The organism is Nocardia sp. BSTN01, from assembly GCF_015354405.1.
In the GTDB taxonomy this organism is placed as follows: Bacteria; Actinomycetota; Actinomycetes; order Mycobacteriales; family Mycobacteriaceae; genus Nocardia.
Genome location: NZ_JADKYP010000007.1, coordinates 74,128 through 91,047, shown reverse-complemented (window position 1 = coordinate 91,047; position 16,920 = coordinate 74,128). Strand labels below are relative to the sequence as shown.

Below are 16,920 nucleotides of genomic sequence, written 5' to 3'. Positions count from 1 at the left end.
CGCAATCATGAATTCGACGTCCGTCCGCGCCGGGCTCATCGGCCTGGTCGTCACGGTCGCGGGCGTGCTGAGTGCCCAGAACTACGACCGTATTCCCTATGTCGCGGCGCATCGTGAATACGGTGCGTATTTCGCCGAAGCCGCAGGGCTCAAGGCCGGAGCATCGGTAGAGGTCGCCGGCGTCAAGGTCGGTCAGGTGTCGAGCCTGGAGCTCAGCGGTGACAAAGTGCTGGTCCGGTTTTCCGCCGACGGCGTGCATATCGGCGACCAGACCGAGGCCGCGATCAAGACCAAAACGGTGCTGGGCGCGAAACTGATGGAACTGCGCCCACGCGGAAGTACCGAGCTGCCGCCGGATCGGATCATCGGCGTCGATCACACGTCGACGCCGTACGTGCTGCCCGATACGCTGGGCGAACTCACGACCGCTATCAGCGGGTTGAAGACCGATGATCTCACGCAGGCGCTGCACGTCCTGAGTTCGACTCTCGATTCCGCGCAGCCGCAATTGGCGTCGACACTCGACGGCGTCGCGCGATTGTCGCAGTCGGTCGGCAGCCGCGATCAGCTGCTCCGGGACCTGTTGACACACGCCTCCGGAGTGACCCAGGTCTTGTCGAAGCGCAGCGACCAGTTGAACCAGCTGGTCATCGATGGGAATCAGTTGCTCGCGGGTCTCGACGCCCGCGGGTCGGCGATCGGCGCGTTGCTGTCGAACCTGTCCTCGGTGTCGACGCAGTTGCGCACGGTGGTCGCGGAAAATCGTGACCAACTCGGACCTGTACTCGACAAGTTCAACAACGTGATCGATCTCCTGGACAAGCGGAGGTCGGAAATTCAGCAGTCGTTGCTGCCGCTCAGCCAATACGCTCTGTCGCTGGGCGAGTCCGTGGCCTCGGGCCCGTTCTTCAAGGCCTATGTGGCGAACCTGCTGCCGGGGCAATTCCTGCAGCCGTTCATCGACGCGGCATTCCAAGGCGCGGGCATCGACCCCTCGATATTGGCCGGCCCGACGTACAAGATCGACGGCGGATACAACAGTCCGCCCGGAACGATACCGCCGAAGGACACCTCGCCGGGACCGGCTACCCCGGTACCGAACGCCCCGCCGCCACCATTTCCGACGATGCCGCCGATTCCCGGATTCTCACTGCCGGCACCAGGAGGTGGTCAGAAATGACATTCCCACGAATATCGAAACGCGCGGGCATCAGGATCGTCGCCGTTGTTCTCGTATGCGCCGCGGCGTTCGCCGGATTCCGGATCTACGAACACCTGTCGCGCACCACGGTTGTCGCCTACTTCAGCAATACGAACGGCTTGTACCGCGGCGACGACGTCCTGCTGCTCGGTCTGAAGATCGGCACCATCGATTCGATCGAGCCCCATGGCGACGTCATGAAGGTGACTTTTCACTATCGGTCCTCAGTGAAGGTGTCGCAGGACGCCAAGGCGGTGATCTTGTCGCCCACTCTGGTGTCCGCTCGTGCTGTCCAGCTGACCCCTCCCTACAAGGGCGGAGCGGTGTTGTCCGACGGCGCCGAGATCCCGATCACCCGAACCGCGGTACCGGTGGAGTGGGACGACTTCCGCAAGCAGCTCGAACGGCTGGCGTCATCCCTCGGCCCGACGCCGAACGAACCGAGCGGCCCCCTGGGCGATTTCATCGACTCCGCGGCGGGAGCGATGAAAGGTAACGGCGATCGGCTGCATCAGACGCTCACCCAGCTGTCCGCCGCCCTCACGACTCTCTCGGACGGGCGCGACGACCTGTTCAGCGTCATCCGGAACCTGCAGGTCTTCGTGTCGGCGCTGGCATCCAGTAGCCAGCAGATCATCGAAATCAACGGTCATCTCGCGTCGGTTACCGGACTGCTGACCAATACCGACCACGACCTCGCCGACGCACTGAACAATCTGGACGGGGTGGCGGACGATTTGAAGACGTTCGTCGGCGACAATCGCGCCGGCGTACAGCACGCCGTCGAGGCGTTGGCCAGTGTCACCTCGGCCCTGAACGACAGCAAGCCGGTTATCGAGAACATCCTGCATGTAGCCCCGAACGCCTTCGGCAACTTCAACAATATCTACAACCCGGCGCAGGGAGCGTTGACCGGTGCGCTGGCGGTGAACCAGATGCAGAATCCGGTGCAGTTCATCTGTGGTGCCATCCAGGCCGCCAGTCAGCTCGGCGCGGCCGAGGCCGCGAAGCTCTGCGTTCAGTATCTCGGACCGGTTCTGCAAAGCCTGCGGTTCAACTATCCACCGGTGGGGGTCAACGTGATCAACGGTGTCGACGCCCGCCCGAACCAGGTCGATTACAGCGAGCCTTCGCTGAATCCGTACCCGGAGGGGGCGCCCGCCGGCGCCACCGTGGCTCCGGGTACCGGCCTGCTCGGTCTGCTCCCGGGAGCCGGACGATGAGCGCGCGGCGGATGTGGTCGCGGACCCTCGGCTGCGCCCTCGTATGCTGCGCGCTCGCGCCGGCACTCGCGGGCTGTGGCGAATGGCGTGGAGTGAATTCGCTGCCGTTGCCCGGAACGAAGGGGGAGGGGCAGGGGTCGTTCGAAGTTCGCATACAAATGCCCAATGTCACGGGGATCCAGCCCAATTCGCGGGTGCGGGTCGCGGACGTGAACGTCGGTACCATCACCCGGATCGACCGCGAGGACTGGCATGCGGTGGTCACCGTCCGCCTGGACGGGGACGTGCGGTTGCCGGAGAACGCCACCGCGAAGATCGGCCAGACCAGCCTGCTCGGCAGTCAGCACATCGAGCTCGCGCCGCCGGTGAACGAACCACCGACCGGCCGTTTGCACGGTGGCGATCTGATTCCGCTGGAGCGGGCGAGCCAGTATCCGACGACCGAGCAGGCGCTCTCGGCGATGTCGCTGGTGCTCAACGGTGGTGGTATCGGCAGGCTTCAGGAAATCGATGCCGAGCTCAACGCGGCGTTGTCGGGCCGGGAATCCGATGTCCACAATCTGATCGGTCAGCTCGCGACCTTCACGAGCAGCCTGGACGAGCAGAAGACCGAGATCATCGAGGCGATGGCCGGCCTGGATCACCTCGCCGCCACGGTGAACAGCCAGAACGAGGTTCTGACGAAGTCGTTGGACGCGATCCCGCCCGCGCTCGGCGTGTTGAACGACCAGCGCGACAAATTGATCCGAGCGCTCACCGCAATCGGTGATTTCGCGGGAAAGGCGAACGACGTCGTGGTCGCGAGCCACGACGATGTCGCACAGAATCTGCGCAATCTGCAGCCGGCCCTGCGTGCATTGGGCGATGCCGGACGCGATCTGACGCGATCGCTCGGCATCTACGCGACCTACCCCTGGCCCGCGGCCAATCTCGACAAATGGATCCGTGGAGACTACGGAAACCTGACCGCCGTCATCGACCTGACTCTGGGACGAATCGACAACTCCCTGCTGCAGGGAACTCCGCTGGAGGGCCAGTTGACGGCTCTGGAGACGGCGTTGGGCCGGACGAAGGATCGGCAGCCCGGCCTCGGTACGCCGAACCCGTTGAGCGGTCCGGTTTCGGATGGAGGCCGATAATGCATCTGACCAGATTCGTACGGATTCAGCTCACCGTTTTCACGATTCTGACCGTCGTATCCCTGTCGGTGATGGGGCTGAAATTCATGCAGATTCCCGCTCTGGTGGGTATCGGCCGCTACCAGGTCGAGGTAGACCTCGCGACGAACGGAAACCTCTACAAGACCGCGAATGTGACCTTCCTCGGCGAAACCGTCGGACGGGTTGCCGATATCGAACCTTCGTCCGACGGCGTGCGGGTGACGCTGAGTATGAACAGCGATACGAAGATCCCCGCCGATGTCGATGCGAATGTGCACAGCCGCTCTGCGATCGGTGAGCAGTACATCGATCTGGTCCCAAGGACGAAAACAGCCCCGTACCTGCACGCCGGCAGTGTCATACCCGCCGACCGCACCTCGGTCCCGCAGGATATCGGCACACTGCTCGACACCGTGAATCGGAGCTTGGCGGCATTACCGGGAGAAAATCTCCACAGTCTGATCGATGAGAGCTATCAGGCATTCAACGGCACCGGACCGAGCATCGGCCGCATGCTGGATTCGGCATACGGGTTGACCAAGGACGGTCTGGGCAATCTGACGCCGATGACGACACTGATCACCGATTCCGGACCGGTGATCGACGCGACCGCGGCGTCCGACGCCTCGATCAAGTCGTGGGCGAGCAACGTCGCGAGTCTGACCGGTCAGCTGGCCTCGAGCGACGCGAAATTCCGTGATCTCCTGGTGCACGGCCGCGGCGCGGCCGACGAGGCGACGGCGCTGTTCCAGCAGTTGCATCCGACGCTGCCCGTCCTGCTGGCGAACCTGGTGAGTCTCGGTCAGGTCGCCGTCACCTACAACGCGGCACTCGAACAGATTCTGGTCCTGCTCCCGGCCGGTGCCAGCTCGCTCGATACGATCACCTATCCGGACCGGAACGGCATTCCCGGCGACTACATGGCCTTCAAACTCGGTGTCAATATTCCACCACCCTGTACGGTCGGTTATCTTCCTGCGTCCGAGCGTCGCGACGGCAGCGCCGAGGACCACCCGACGAGGCCGGCGCAACCCCTGTACTGCGCTCTGCCCCAGTCGGATCCGAACGCAGTCCGGGGTGCGCGCAACTATCCGTGTGTGGACCATCCCGGTAAGCGTGCTCCGACGGTCGAGATGTGTAAGAGCGACCAGGATTATCAGCCGTTGGCTACCAACCCGTGGATCGGCGAATCGCAACCGTACGTCGACAATCCGCAATATCACCCCTCCGCGTACACGATCCCGGGAGTCGGTCCGGCACCGCCGCCCGCACCGACGATGAGTACGGCCGCCTACACCCCCGATGGAAGCTACACCGGTCCCGACGGCCGGACGTATCGGCAGATCGACGTCGCCGCGAACGCCGGCGCGCCAGGAAAGGAGTTGACATGGCAGACAATGATGAGCCCGGCGCGGTGACCGACGTGGCGGAGCTACCCGAGAATTCCGTTGCCGAATCCGATTCGACCGCAGCGGATTCGACCGCAGCAGAATCGGCGAAAGAGGCGACCGCGGGCACCGCACCGCGGTGGTGGGGCCGCGGGATGCGAATAGCAGCCGCGACCGCCGCGGTGCTGCTGGTAGTCGCCTTGGTGGCGGTGAATGTTCTTCTCGCCCATAAACATGACGCGGCCCGATCGGTTGCCGACCAGCGGGCGGAGTATATTCGTGCGGCGCAGCAGGAAGTGCTGAATGTCCTTACAGTGCACTATGATTCGGCGGATCGTGATGTCCAGCGGATCCTGGACGACGCCACCGGACCGTGGCGGGTGGAGTTCGCGCCGCAGGCGCAGTCGTTCACCGATGCGGTGCGCAAAGCGAAGGTGGTGACCACCGCCGAGATCGCCGGAGCGGGTCTGGAACGCGTCAACGACGACGGTACCGCCCAGGTCCTGCTGACCGCGCATTCCAAGGTTTCCAATTCTGCCGGGGCGCATGAGGAACCGCGCACCTTCCGAGTCCGCGTCACTCTCGCTCGGGACGACGGCCGACTCGAGATCTCGAAAATGGAGTACGTGACGTCATGACCATCGACACCGAAAGCCGTACCAGAACAACCGAAAAGGACGACATCCTCGATTCCGTCCAGGTCGAGGAGTCGGCGGTCGATACCGAACGGCCGGAGCCCGGACCGGATGCCGAACCGGGCAGCGCAGAAACCGGCAGCGCAGAAACCGGCAGCGCAGAAACCGGCACTGAATCGGGTACCGACACCGAGGGTGAACCTGCCCGGGCATCGTGGCGAGCCCGCGCCCTCGCCTACACCATCGATATGGCCGGGCCGGCAGCGATTCTCGCGGTGCTGGCCCTGACCTTCGCCGACGACTCGGGGAGTCGATGGGCTCGGATCGCGTGTGGTGTGGCCGTTGCCGCGGTGATCGGATTCATCGGGTGGAACTCGGTGTATCGCCAGGGTACGACCGGACGCACCCTCGGCAAACTGACCGTGGGACTTCGTACCACGCGGTGCGATACCTCGCGTGCGCCCGGAATTCTTCGCGCGGTGTGGCGCGAGGCAGCTCGCATCGTCGACACCGCGCCGGCACTGCTGGGCTGGTTCTGGCCGCTCCGCGACCGTCGCGGACAGACCTTCTCCGACAAGATCGCCGGGACGGTGGTAGTCGCCGACGAAGCCAGTGAGGCAGGGACGCGTCGCCAGGCGCGGACGGCCGCGGTCGGAGTCCTCGTCGCGCTCGTCGCCGCGCTCGGCGGTCTGGCCGCCGTGCAGTACGTCCACGATTACCGCAGCGACGACGCTACGGCGGCGATCGCGAGCCGGGCCCAGGAGATCGCCAAGGATTCGACGATCTCACTGTTGTCCTATCAGGCCGCGACCGTGGACAAGGATCTCGCCGGGGCGTCGGCGAAATTGACCGGCAGCTTCAAGGATTACTACAACGATTACACGAAGAACGTGGTGATTCCGGCTGCCAAGGAAAAGGCCGTCAATACTCGGGCGGAGTCTGTCGGGACGGCACTCGTCTCGGCCGACGACCGCCATGCCACGGTGCTCGTCTTCCTCAACCAGACGACCACCACGGCTGACAATCCGCAGCCGTCGCAGCTGGCCAGCACGGTACGAGTCCAGTTGACCGAAGTCGGTCACGAGTGGCTGATCTCGGGATTCGACCCGATCTGAATGTCGGTAGGTGATCGATCATGAGTGTCGTCGACTCGGCAACAATGCCGTCGAACCGGGCGGCTCGGCGCCGCCGAATTACGCTGCCGCTGCTCGTTCGTGGACTCGGCATGGGAGCAGTCCACACCGGCGCGCGGATGCTGTTGGCTTATGCGGTCGAGTACTGGACACCGATGACCGGGCTGCTCAAATGGCTGGCGCTCGGTGCTGTGATGGTGATCGCATTGATATGGGGGGTTTTCGACGGCAGAAGGAACCTGTCCGAATGTGAGCGACCCGACCCCGACCTCGTCGTCTTCTGGCTGCGCGCCGCCGTTCTCGCGGGTTTGTCGTCGGGAGTGCTCACCTGGATCGCCGGCCGCGTCACCGAAATCTCGAGTGACGGGAACGCGCTGCTCTTCGAGGTGACCGCGGGCGCGGCCTGGATTCTTCTCGTTACCTACGTACCGGCGCTGATCGGAGTCGCGGTTGCCCGCCGTCTCGGCGCGCACGGCGACAGGTGAGTCGGAACAGCGGACGCGGATGTCACGACTGTACGGTGGGCGCGCGAGGGTGAGATGATCGAATACGATATATACAACTAGCTCATCTACCTTAGTGAGGTCATCCACATGGCGGCGCAGTCCAGCAATGCCCCGGTAGCCGGCGCCTGGGCCGGCGCACCAGTCGGTCGGCAAATGCGGCTGCCGAAAATGGCCGAGATGATCGCGGGTCATCTGCGCCGGCAGATCGTGCGCGGCCAGCTCGCCGAGGGCGATGCCCTACCGTCGGAAACCGAACTCATGGCGGAGTTCGATGTCTCGCGGCCGACCCTGCGCGAAGCATTCCGAATCTTGGAATCGGAGTCGCTGATCACGGTGCGGCGTGGCGCACACGGCGGCGCCCGCGTGCAGCTTCCCGACCCGAGGGTCGCCGCGCGCTATGCCGCGGTGATCCTGCAATATCAGCGCACCACGCTGGAAGACCTGTACGAGGCTCGGATCGTCGTCGAGCCGCCGTGTGTGGGGCTGCTGGCCGAGATCAGGTCGCAGGAGGCGATCGATCGGCTGCGCGCAGCCCTCACCGAGCACGATGCGGTCGCGGACGACCCGATGCGGTCCATCCAGGTCCACGTTGCCTTTCATTCACTTTTGATCGAACTGACCGGCAATCAGACGCTGCGACTGCTCATGGGAATGCTGGAGAACATCATCGACATGGCGAATCTGACCCAGGTCGAATCCACGGCGGGCTCCTCGGTCTACGATCGTGCGAGCCGCAAGGGGCTGGCGGCCCACCACCGGGTCGTGGATTTGATCGAGGCCCGCGACGCCGAGGGGGCCGAGCAGTTGTGGCGTAAGCATCTCACCGAGGCGCGGGACTACCTGGTGCGGGCGGATATCGAAACCGTGCTCGATCTGATGGGCTGATCGCCCGCGGGCCCGATATCCGCACCGGCAGTAGGTCAGTGGGCTTCGCGGAAGTCCGCTCCGCGGATGAGGCGGACGGGTGTGAAGGTCAGTACTTCCTCGTCGCGTTGGTTTCGCACGCTCACTGCCGCGGTCACGACGCCACGTCCGGGTTTGCTCGACGCGCGTGAATCGGTGGTGCGCACCAGGGCGTGCAACGTATCGCCGACGTAGACCGGGCGTTTCACGCTCAGTTCCATGTGCATGAAGGCGAGCCCGGTGCCGTTGAGCACGTTGGTCTGCAGGATGAGGCCCTCGGCGATGCAGTAGATCATCGCCCCGGGTATCAATCGCCCCTGGTAGCCGCCGGCCTGGGCGTGGGAGGCGTCGTAGAACAGCGGTTCGTTGAAGCCTGCCCAGGTGATGAACTGGACGAGATCCGCCTCGGTCACGGTTCGTTTGGCGGTTCGGAACGCCGAACCCGGTGTCATCTGTTCCCAGGTCATTCCCTTGACCAGGGGGTCGACCTGCGAACTACTCAGGTCTTCGGCTATATCGGTCATCGTTTTACGCCTCATCTTTCTGTGGGCGAGCACATTCGCCCGGTGGTTCAGTCCTGCGGCAGGGGCGGGGGGACGGCGGGAGTGGCCGGATCCCACGGTGCGAAGGCGGGTGGACGCTTCTCCATGAAGCTGGAGATGCCCTCCTTGAAGTCGGAGTGGAAGCGGAGATGGCCCATCCAGTGCCGCAGGGCAAGCACCCGAGCTTCCTCGTGTGTGCTCTCCAGAGCCTCGTACACCTGCCGTTTGATCGTGCCCATCGCCGCCGGTGACGAGTTCGCGGCGAGCCCCCGCGCGTAATCCATTGCGGTGGAGAGTAACTCGTCCGGCTCGACGGCCCGGTTGATCAAGCCTAGCTGGGCAGCTTCGTCTCCCAGCACGACTCGCGCGGAGTAGAGCAGATCGAATGCCACCGCCGGGCCCACGGCCCGGCTGAGCGACCATGCGATCCCGTGCTCGGCCATGATGCCGCGCTGGGCGAACGATGTCGTGAATTTGGCTTGTGTGGAAGCGAACCGGATATCGCACTGCAGTGCGAGGATCAGGCCGATTCCCGCGCATGCGCCATTGATCGCCGCGATGATCGGTTTCGCGATCGTGGTGGGATACGTCATCGGCGTGCGCAGGTGTGGCTGGGTACTGCGGCCGCTGGCCGAAATCTCCGACAGCGCCTGTGCGTCGAGACCGGGGCAGAAGCTCTTACCCGCTCCGGTAATCACGACGACGCGGATCTCGGGGTCGTTCTCGGCGTCGTGAAGCAGACCGAACAGCTCGGCCTCCATCTCGAAGGTCCAGGCGTTGTGCCGCTCGGGACGATTCAGCGTCAGCAGCGCGACGCCGTCGGAGATCTCCTTGGTAACCAGGGAATTCAAATGTGCCGCCCTCCTGCGACTTCGAGCACCACACCGGTGATGTAGCTGGACAGATCGGATGCGAGAAACAGTGCCGCCGAAGCCACTTCGGAGGGCTCACCGGCTCGCCGCAGGGGAATTTCGGCGAGTTTGGCATCCCAGGCGTGTTGAGGCATCGCTTCGGTCATGGCCGTGCGGATCAGGCCGGGCTGGATCGCGTTCACCCGGACTCCGCGGGAGGCAACCTCTTTGGCCGCCGCCTTGGTCAATCCGACCATGCCCGCCTTGGCCGCACTGTAGTTGGTTTGGCCGAACATGCCGACCTTGCCGGAGATGGACGACATGTTGACGATCGAACCGGACCCTTGGTCGCGCATGATCGCCGCGGCGGCGCGGGTGCCCAGCCAGGCGCCGTACAGGTGTACGTCGATGACCGTACGGAAGTCTGCTGCGGACATCTTCGCCATCGTCTTGTCGCGCGTGATGCCGGCATTGTTGATCATGATGTCGACGGATCCGAACCGCTCGGCGGTGGTTCGGACCAGGCTCTCGACCTGATCCTCATCGGTGACGTCGCAGCGCTGCGCGCTTCCGTCCAGTGCCGCCGCCTCGCTTTCGGCCGCATCGAGGTTCAAGTCGGCGAGAACGATTCGAGCACCGTGGGCGGCGAAGAGTTTCGCGATGGCGAGACCGAGACCCTGGGCGCCGCCGGTCACGACCGCGACTTTGTCTTTCAACAATTCCATGTGTTTGTCCGTTGTTCCTTTCACCGCTGCGCCTAGCCGATCCGTGGTATTAGTAGATTTATCTGACTATATATCAGGTTTCTACTCCAGGTAGCGTCGCCTGTTCTCCGGCCGGCGGCGCCGACGATCAGGAAGTGCGTCACGTGACCGATCGGGTGCAGTGTGTGGTGGAAGGCGGGGTCGCCGACGTCCGGCTGAACCGCCCGGAAAAGATCAACGCCCTCGATGACGAGATGTTCGACGCGCTCCTGCGCACGGCCGTCTCGCTGCGCGGCCGAGCCGATGTACGTGCCGTGGTGTTGTCGGGTAACGGCCGCGGCTTCTGTGCGGGCCTGGATCTGGAAGCGTTCCGGGCGATGGCGGGCGGCCAGGCATTTCGGCCCGCCGACGCGGATGAGCGCGCCGCGACGATCGACGTCGGCGGCGATCCCGAACTGTCTCGCGGGCAGCGCACCGTCATGGCATTTCGACAGTTGCCGGTCCCGGTGATCGCCGCGGTTCACGGTGCCGCGCTGGGAGGCGGGCTGCAGCTCGCGCTGGGCGCCCACATTCGGATCGTGGCGCCGGACGTGAGTCTGGGGCTGCTGGAGATGCGGTGGGGGATTACGCCGGACATGTGTGGCACACAGCTGCTGCCGTCGCTGATAGGGCAGGAGCGGGCGCTCGAGATGATTCTTGCCGCTCGTGTTCTGGATGGCGCCGAGGCGGTTCGTATCGGTCTGGCGAGCGCGGTGAGCGATGAGCCGCTCCGGACGGCGCGAGCGCTGGCAGACCTTGTCGCGCAGCGGAATCCGGATGCGGTGCGCGCCTTGCTGGGCATGGTCGGGATCGGCTCCTTCACCGAGGCGCTCGCTGCGGAGCGAGCTGCCATGCGGTCGATCGTCGGCAGTCCTGCGCAGCGGGCGGCGGCAGCGGCGAACCTGGGTCGGTGACCGCGGCGATCGGACCGGTGCGGGAAAAGGGTAGTTACCAATATAGAGGTGAATTACTCAACTATTTGATAGTCTTTGTGTGACCGCAGCCTTCTGGCAGAGCCGCGAGCCCGTAGGGGTTCCGGATATACCGCTGTCATAACAGCGGGAAGAACCGGACGGCCCAGAAACTTTCCGCGCTGGCGTCGGCGGTTCGTGAGTGTCGGCGCATCTCCGGGACGAGGATGTCGATCCGACGTGATGGTAGGCGCACCGGTTACACCGAGCTGGTGGATGTGCGCCGTATCGGTCGTCGTCCGTCGCACGTCGAAACCTCGGCCCTCCTGCATCACATCAGCGGTAATTCCGGCCGGCCCAGTGGCGCGCCGGGCGCAAGGAGGATCTCATGACCGACACGATCGAGTCCGCTGGGGCGTACTGGCCCGCGGACACCAGCGTTGCGCTGCACGAGGTTCCGCTCGGAACCGTGCTGGCGCGGCATGCGGAGGCGGTTCCGGATCGGCACGCCGTCGTCGAGTGGCTGGCGGACCCTTCCGGCGAGACCGAGGGGGAGTTCCGGACGTGGACCTACGGCGAGTTGTATGCCGCGGCGGTAGCGGTGGCCCGTGGACTGCTGGAGGATGCCGAGCCCGGTGATCGGATCGCGCTGTGGGGGCCGAACTGCGGCGAGTGGGTCATCGTCGACTACGCCATCGCGCTGGCCGGCTTGACGCTCGTCCCGTTGAATCCGGTACTCACCGATCCGGAGGCGAAAGACCTCATCGAGCGTTCGGGGGCCGTCGCGGTGATCGCGGTGCCCGAGTACCGCGGCCGCCGGCCACTCGAACGGGCTCGTGAGTTCGTCGGTTCGGCGCCGGCGCTTCGCCGGGTTGTCGCGCTGGACCGCGTAGTCGAGGAACTCGGCAGCTCGCGATCTTCCGATCTCCCGACGGTCTCGCCCTATGGCCCGTACCTCATCCAGTACACCTCCGGCACGACGGGTAAGCCGAAGGGAGCGCTGCTCAACCAGCACGCCGCGCTGAACACGGGCGCGCTGCTGCTTCCGCTGCTCGGAGTCACCGAACCGGGTGTATGGCTCAATCCGCTTCCGCTGCATCATGTCGGGGCGTCGGTGTGCATGCTTTTCGGAGTACTCGCCTCCGGTGGAACGATCGTGCTGTGCCCGAATTTCGACCCGGGCACCATGCTGGCGTTGCTGGAGAAGTGCCGTGCGAAGGTGCTCGGTGCCGTGCCGACCATTTTGATCGCGATGCTCGAACACCCGGATTTCGCGCGACGCGACCTGTCGGCGCTCGAAGTCGTCCAAATCGGCGGATCGACGGTGGCCCCGGCGCTGATCCGGCGCGCCGAGGAAGCCCTCGGTGCCCGGATAGTCAACGCGTACGGCCAGTCGGAAGCGCCCTCGGCGGTCCAGACCAGGCTGGAGGACCCCGACGAGGTCAAGGCGCTGACGATCGGCCGGCCCGGGCTGCATCGGGAAGCGAAAATCGTGCGCCCCGGCACCGTCGAAACCGCCCTGCACGGCGAAGCGGGCGAATTGTGGATCCGCTCGCCGCTGCGAATGATGGAGTACTTCGCCGACAAGGCACACACCGATGCCACGATCGACAGCGACGGCTGGCTCCGCACCGGCGATCTGTGTTCGATGGACGCCGACGGCGTCATCACCATTCGAGGCCGGCTCCGGGACGTCGTCATCCGCGGCGGTGAGAACATCTATCCCGCCGAAGTGGAGGATGTCCTGCTCCGCCATCCCGCCGTCGCCGACGTGGCCGTCGTCGGTGCCCCGAGCGAGCGTTGGGGCGAGGAGGTCGCGGCGTTCGTGCGATTCCGCCCCGGGATGGAGGCGGATTGGGCGGAACTCGAGGCTCATGCCGCCGCGTCGCTGGCCCGGTTCAAGGTGCCCCGGGTCTGGCGGGCAGTGGAGGATTTTCCGCTCACGCCGGCGGGCAAGGTCCAGAAGTACCGGTTGCGGGAATGGCTGGGATGAGCACCGGCCGCGAGCGGAGCCGCGTCGCCGGTCTATGCGGGCGAGTGCGTCTCGCGTGAGTAGAGCGGCCGGCGCGCGGTGCGGTAGCGTCATGATCCGGGACGCCGGGAGCGGTGGTGCCTTGGGGAATGACAGAGGAAGCCGTGACTCTAACCAGCGAAGAGTTCGACTCCGTTCGATCGCGAGCGCGAGCTGCGCAGCTTGCTCGCACGATAGAGTCCGATATCGCGGACGCGGGGTGGCCGGTCGGCACGGTTTTCGGGTCGGAGGCCGAACTGCGCGAGCGGTACGGCGTCAGCCGCGAGGTATTACGCGAGGCGGTGCGCCTGGTGGAGCATCATGAGGTGGCGGTGATGCGCCGTGGCCCTGCCGGTGGTCTCGTCGTCACCGCGCCGGCCGTCGGGCCCGCTATTCGAGCGATGGCGGTCTATCTCGACCACGTCGGTGCGACCGTGAGTCATGTGCTCGACGCGCGACTGGTTCTGGAACCGCTCGCCGCGCGGCTGGCTGCCCAAAATCTGACCGAGCAGGGCTTGGCCGCACTGACAGCGGCCGAGTCCGGCTGGGCGTACGGCGAGGAGAAGTGCACCCCGGAGCTGCACAGACTCCTGGCTTCCTTGTGCGGCAATCCTGTCTTGGCCTTGTTCGTCGATGTGCTGGTCGCGCTCACCGGTGAGGCAGCCGACTGCTCCCGCACCGGTGTCGACGGCGGCTTCGCCGCCGCGGCGATCCGTGACGCGGTAGCCGCGGGTGAGGCGGGCCGTGCCGAATACCTGGTCGCCGCTCAGCTGACCGGCTTGCGCACTGCTGTCAGGGCGGGGGACCAGCTCGGCGGCGAGACGGCGGTGAGCACGCCGTTCCGGCAGATTCTCGGGGCCGGACACGACAGCAAGCTGGCGGAGAACATCGCGCACCGGCTGATCGAGGAGATCATCGACTCGCGCGCGCCGGCGGGAACTCTCGTCGGATCGGAGGCTTCCCTGGCGTCGCGGATCGACGTCAGCAAAGCGGTGTTGCGGGAAGCTCTGCGAATTGTCGAGTATCACTCCGTTGCCCGGATGCGTCTCGGTCCCGGCGGTGGCCTGGTGGTCGTCGACGCCGACCCGGCGCCGATTCTCGAGACGATGGCCATATATCTCGACTACGAGGCCGTGACCGCGGCAGACGTCGTGACGGTACGTACGGCCTTGGAACTCGCATGTGTTGCGGCCGCCGTAGAACGGCACCGGGAAGATACCGTGACGCAAGAACTCGCCGCCACCGCCGACGTCAGGCAGTCGGAGGACGTCAAGGTCGGCAAATTCGCGCACGATGTGCATATCGAGCTCGCGGAACTTTCCGGGAACCCGATATTGGCACTGTTCCTCGGAATTGTGCGGCACCTCTGGTCGCGTCACGTCGATGATCCTGAGTTCCGCGAATCTCGCTATCAAGAGTCGACGGTCGACGAGCACCGCCGAATCGTGGCCGCGATCATGGCGGGTAACGGACCCCTCGCGCGAATTCTGATGCGAGACCATATCGAACATCTGCCGCTGAACATCCACCGGTGAGGCGGCGTCCTGATCTTGGAAGTAAAAGAAGCCGGTAGCGATTCGTCGCTACCGGCTTCTCTGGGCTGGGGACTCGCGGTCAGGCCGGGAACCGGTACAGCGTCCGCGCGTTGGTCTCGGCGATCTGCCGTGCCTCGTGGTCCGGGACGCCGGCAAGCATGTCGGTGATGACCTTACGGCTGTGCGGATAGTTGGAATCATTGTGCGGGAAGTCGGTTTCCAGCATGAGTTTGTCGACACCGATCACGTCCCGTGCCCGGATAGCGGCTTCATCGGAGATGATGCAGGTCCAGAAATTACGGCGGTAGATCTCGCTGGGCTTCATTTCCAGCTGAACACCCTCGTACCGGCTTCGTTCCCACGTGTAATCCAGCCGCTCCAATACGTAGGGCAGCCAACCGGCGCCGCCTTCGGACAGCGCGATTTTCAAGTTGGGGAAGGCGAGGATCGCGTTGGTGAGTGTGAGCTCGCCCAGAACGAGCATCGAATTCACGCCACACAGGGCGATACCGACACTGTCGGGTGTTTCCGGCGACCACTTGGGCAGCGAGCCCGAGGTGCCGATGTGCATCGACAGGACGATCTCGGTCTCTTCCGCGGCAGCGAAAAGCGGGGCCCATTGCCCGCTGGCCAGGGACGGCAGGCCGAACGGCGACGGATTTTCGCAGAACGCCACCGACCGGGCGCCTTTCGCAGCGGTCCGCCGCAGCTCGGTCGTGGCGAGCTCGACGTCCCACAGCGGAAGAATGACCTGCGGGATGAAACGCCCCGGATGGCGTGTGCACACCTCGTCGAGCATCCAGTCGTTCCACGCCTGGACACTGGCCAGCGCGATATCGCGGTCGCTTCCCTGAATGAACTGCGTACCCGCGAAGCGAGGGAATGTCGGGAACAGTAGCTGCGCCTGGACGCCGTCCACGTCCATGGCGGCGACCCGGGCGTCGATGTCGTATGCCGCTTCGATCATGTCGTCGTAGTGCCGCGCGAACAGGTCGGCGCCGCGGCCCGTCTCGCCATCGCGGAATTTACGAGTGTGCTTGTTGCCCTGGAACAGCAGTGGATAAATCTGACCCTGGTAGCTCCATGCCAGCTCGCGGGGACCTCGTTCCACGATTCGGGGTCCCGCGTCGCGGTAGCGGGCAGGGAGACGGTCCTGCCAGACGGCGGCTGTTTCCACGATGTGATCGTCCACCGAGATGATGGAAACGGACGGATCGAGTGCCATTATCTTTACCTCCGATGTATTGAATATTCGAACGAGTCAGAGCCGGGGAAGAATGTGCTCGGCGACCAGTTCGATCTGCCGCAGGACATGCTCGTTCGACGCCGATGTGGAGCCGAAGCGGAAAACGATGTTGGTGAAGCCGAGCTCGATGAGCCGGTCGATGTCTCGCCGCACGTCGTCGATCGGCCCCGTGAGCGGAGCTCGGTCGGCCGAACTGGCGGAATCGGGGCCGACCGAGCCGAATCCGGCGCTGTAGGACAGCGTGATCGGCTGTGTGCGTCCGGCGCGATCGGCCATGTCCTTCAGTTGCCGGGTCTTCGATTCCACCTGGTCCAGCGGCAGGAAAATCGGATGCCACCCGTCGCCCACTTCGACGACGCGACGCAGTGTGGCGGGGACGGATCCGCCGATCCAGACCGGGGGCCCCGGGCGTTGGACCGGGACGTGATCGGATACCACGCCGTCGAATTCGAAGAACTTTCCGCGGTGGCTGATCGTTCCACCCGCCCAGATCTTCTTCCAGATCTGGATGCATTCGGTCGTGTACGGACCGCGCTCGGCGAAAGGCCCGCCGAGATCCTCGAATTCCTCCTCGATATAACCGACGCCGGTACCTACGGTGAGTCTGCCGCCGGATACCACGTCGAGAGTGGCGAGCATCTTGGCGGCGAGGATCGGGTGGCGGTACGGCACGACGAGAATGTCGGTGCCGATCGCGATGCGCGGGCAGTGCGCGGCGATATTGGACAACAACGTCACGACATCGAACCAGCGACTACCACCCTGCGGTGACGGCCGGCTGAGATGGTCGGCCATCCACACCGAGTCGTAGCCGCATTCCTCACTGCGGCGCGCGACCTCGAGAATGGTGGCGTAATCGGACTGGTGATCGAAAAAGGGGATGGTAATTCCCACGGTGGGGGTGCGGGTGGCCGCGGACATGGTGCTCCCTT

16 protein-coding genes are annotated in these 16,920 nt (G+C 64.8%); 11 read left to right on the top strand and 5 right to left on the bottom strand.

The genetic code is table 11. From position 1 onward, the window contains the following. Positions 1-7: 7 nt before the first annotated feature. The 8 genes from IRT45_RS09035 to IRT45_RS09000 all read left to right on the top strand — a co-directional run bounded on the left by IRT45_RS09035 (position 8) and on the right by IRT45_RS09000 (position 8,131). Positions 8-1,180, top strand: a complete 1,173-nt coding sequence (locus tag IRT45_RS09035) for an MCE family protein (RefSeq protein WP_194805420.1) — start codon at positions 8-10, stop codon at positions 1,178-1,180. Next, positions 1,177-2,424 carry an MCE family protein gene (locus tag IRT45_RS09030; RefSeq protein ID WP_194805419.1) on the top strand — a complete coding sequence of 416 codons (1,248 nt, stop codon included), beginning with the start codon at positions 1,177-1,179 and terminating at the stop codon, positions 2,422-2,424. The genes IRT45_RS09035 and IRT45_RS09030 overlap by 4 nt, the downstream gene beginning before the upstream one ends. Further along, positions 2,421-3,563, top strand: coding sequence for an MCE family protein (locus IRT45_RS09025; RefSeq protein WP_309240860.1), 1,143 nt, complete (start codon positions 2,421-2,423; stop codon positions 3,561-3,563). The genes IRT45_RS09030 and IRT45_RS09025 overlap by 4 nt, the downstream gene beginning before the upstream one ends. After that, the gene (locus IRT45_RS09020) at positions 3,563-5,002 is read left to right on the top strand and encodes an MCE family protein (protein ID WP_194805418.1); all 1,440 of its coding nucleotides are present in this window, start codon (positions 3,563-3,565) and stop codon (positions 5,000-5,002) included. Before IRT45_RS09025 ends, IRT45_RS09020 begins: the two co-directional genes overlap by 1 nt. After that, the gene (locus IRT45_RS09015; protein WP_194805417.1) at positions 4,972-5,610 is read left to right on the top strand and encodes a hypothetical protein; all 639 of its coding nucleotides are present in this window, start codon (positions 4,972-4,974) and stop codon (positions 5,608-5,610) included. Before IRT45_RS09020 ends, IRT45_RS09015 begins: the two co-directional genes overlap by 31 nt. After that, positions 5,607-6,722 (top strand): RDD family protein, encoded by a 1,116-nt coding sequence (locus IRT45_RS09010; RefSeq protein ID WP_194805416.1) that lies wholly within the window; start codon positions 5,607-5,609, stop codon positions 6,720-6,722. The genes IRT45_RS09015 and IRT45_RS09010 overlap by 4 nt, the downstream gene beginning before the upstream one ends. Before the next feature lie 20 nt (positions 6,723-6,742). Beyond that, the gene (locus tag IRT45_RS09005; protein ID WP_194805415.1) at positions 6,743-7,225 is read left to right on the top strand and encodes a B-4DMT family transporter; all 483 of its coding nucleotides are present in this window, start codon (positions 6,743-6,745) and stop codon (positions 7,223-7,225) included. Positions 7,226-7,423: 198 nt separating this feature from the next. After that, entirely contained in the window at positions 7,424-8,131 is a 708-nt protein-coding gene (locus IRT45_RS09000) for a FadR/GntR family transcriptional regulator (protein ID WP_255535552.1), read from the top strand. A gap of 35 nt (positions 8,132-8,166) precedes the next feature. Here IRT45_RS09000 and IRT45_RS08995 read toward each other — a convergent pair whose 3' ends face one another. The 3 genes from IRT45_RS08995 to fabG are packed head-to-tail and all read right to left on the bottom strand — an operon-like array spanning position 8,167 to position 10,267. Beyond that, positions 8,167-8,673, bottom strand: a complete 507-nt coding sequence (locus tag IRT45_RS08995) for a MaoC family dehydratase N-terminal domain-containing protein (RefSeq protein WP_194805413.1) — start codon at positions 8,671-8,673, stop codon at positions 8,167-8,169. A gap of 47 nt (positions 8,674-8,720) precedes the next feature. Then, complete coding sequence (locus tag IRT45_RS08990) at positions 8,721-9,542, bottom strand: enoyl-CoA hydratase-related protein (RefSeq protein WP_194805412.1); 822 nt, start codon at positions 9,540-9,542, stop codon at positions 8,721-8,723. After that, positions 9,539-10,267 carry a 3-oxoacyl-ACP reductase FabG gene (fabG, locus tag IRT45_RS08985; RefSeq protein ID WP_194805411.1) on the bottom strand — a complete coding sequence of 243 codons (729 nt, stop codon included), beginning with the start codon at positions 10,265-10,267 and terminating at the stop codon, positions 9,539-9,541. The genes IRT45_RS08990 and fabG overlap by 4 nt, the downstream gene beginning before the upstream one ends. A 143-nt stretch (positions 10,268-10,410) precedes the next feature. On the opposite strand from fabG, the gene IRT45_RS08980 reads away from it, so the two are divergent. The 3 genes from IRT45_RS08980 to IRT45_RS08970 all read left to right on the top strand — a co-directional run bounded on the left by IRT45_RS08980 (position 10,411) and on the right by IRT45_RS08970 (position 14,742). Then, positions 10,411-11,199: an enoyl-CoA hydratase-related protein gene (locus IRT45_RS08980; protein WP_194805410.1), complete on the top strand. Its 789-nt coding sequence runs from the start codon at positions 10,411-10,413 to the stop codon at positions 11,197-11,199. Between the two features lie 385 nt (positions 11,200-11,584). Then, positions 11,585-13,189 (top strand): class I adenylate-forming enzyme family protein, encoded by a 1,605-nt coding sequence (locus IRT45_RS08975; RefSeq protein ID WP_194805409.1) that lies wholly within the window; start codon positions 11,585-11,587, stop codon positions 13,187-13,189. Between the two features lie 143 nt (positions 13,190-13,332). Then, complete coding sequence (locus IRT45_RS08970; protein WP_194805408.1) at positions 13,333-14,742, top strand: FadR/GntR family transcriptional regulator; 1,410 nt, start codon at positions 13,333-13,335, stop codon at positions 14,740-14,742. Between the two features lie 79 nt (positions 14,743-14,821). Here IRT45_RS08970 and IRT45_RS08965 read toward each other — a convergent pair whose 3' ends face one another. Both IRT45_RS08965 and IRT45_RS08960 read right to left on the bottom strand, forming a co-directional pair. Continuing rightward, positions 14,822-15,967, bottom strand: a complete 1,146-nt coding sequence (locus IRT45_RS08965) for an amidohydrolase family protein (RefSeq protein ID WP_194805407.1) — start codon at positions 15,965-15,967, stop codon at positions 14,822-14,824. A 36-nt stretch (positions 15,968-16,003) separates the two neighbouring features. After that, positions 16,004-16,909, bottom strand: a complete 906-nt coding sequence (locus tag IRT45_RS08960; RefSeq protein WP_194805406.1) for a TIGR03619 family F420-dependent LLM class oxidoreductase — start codon at positions 16,907-16,909, stop codon at positions 16,004-16,006. Positions 16,910-16,920 lie beyond the last annotated feature (11 nt).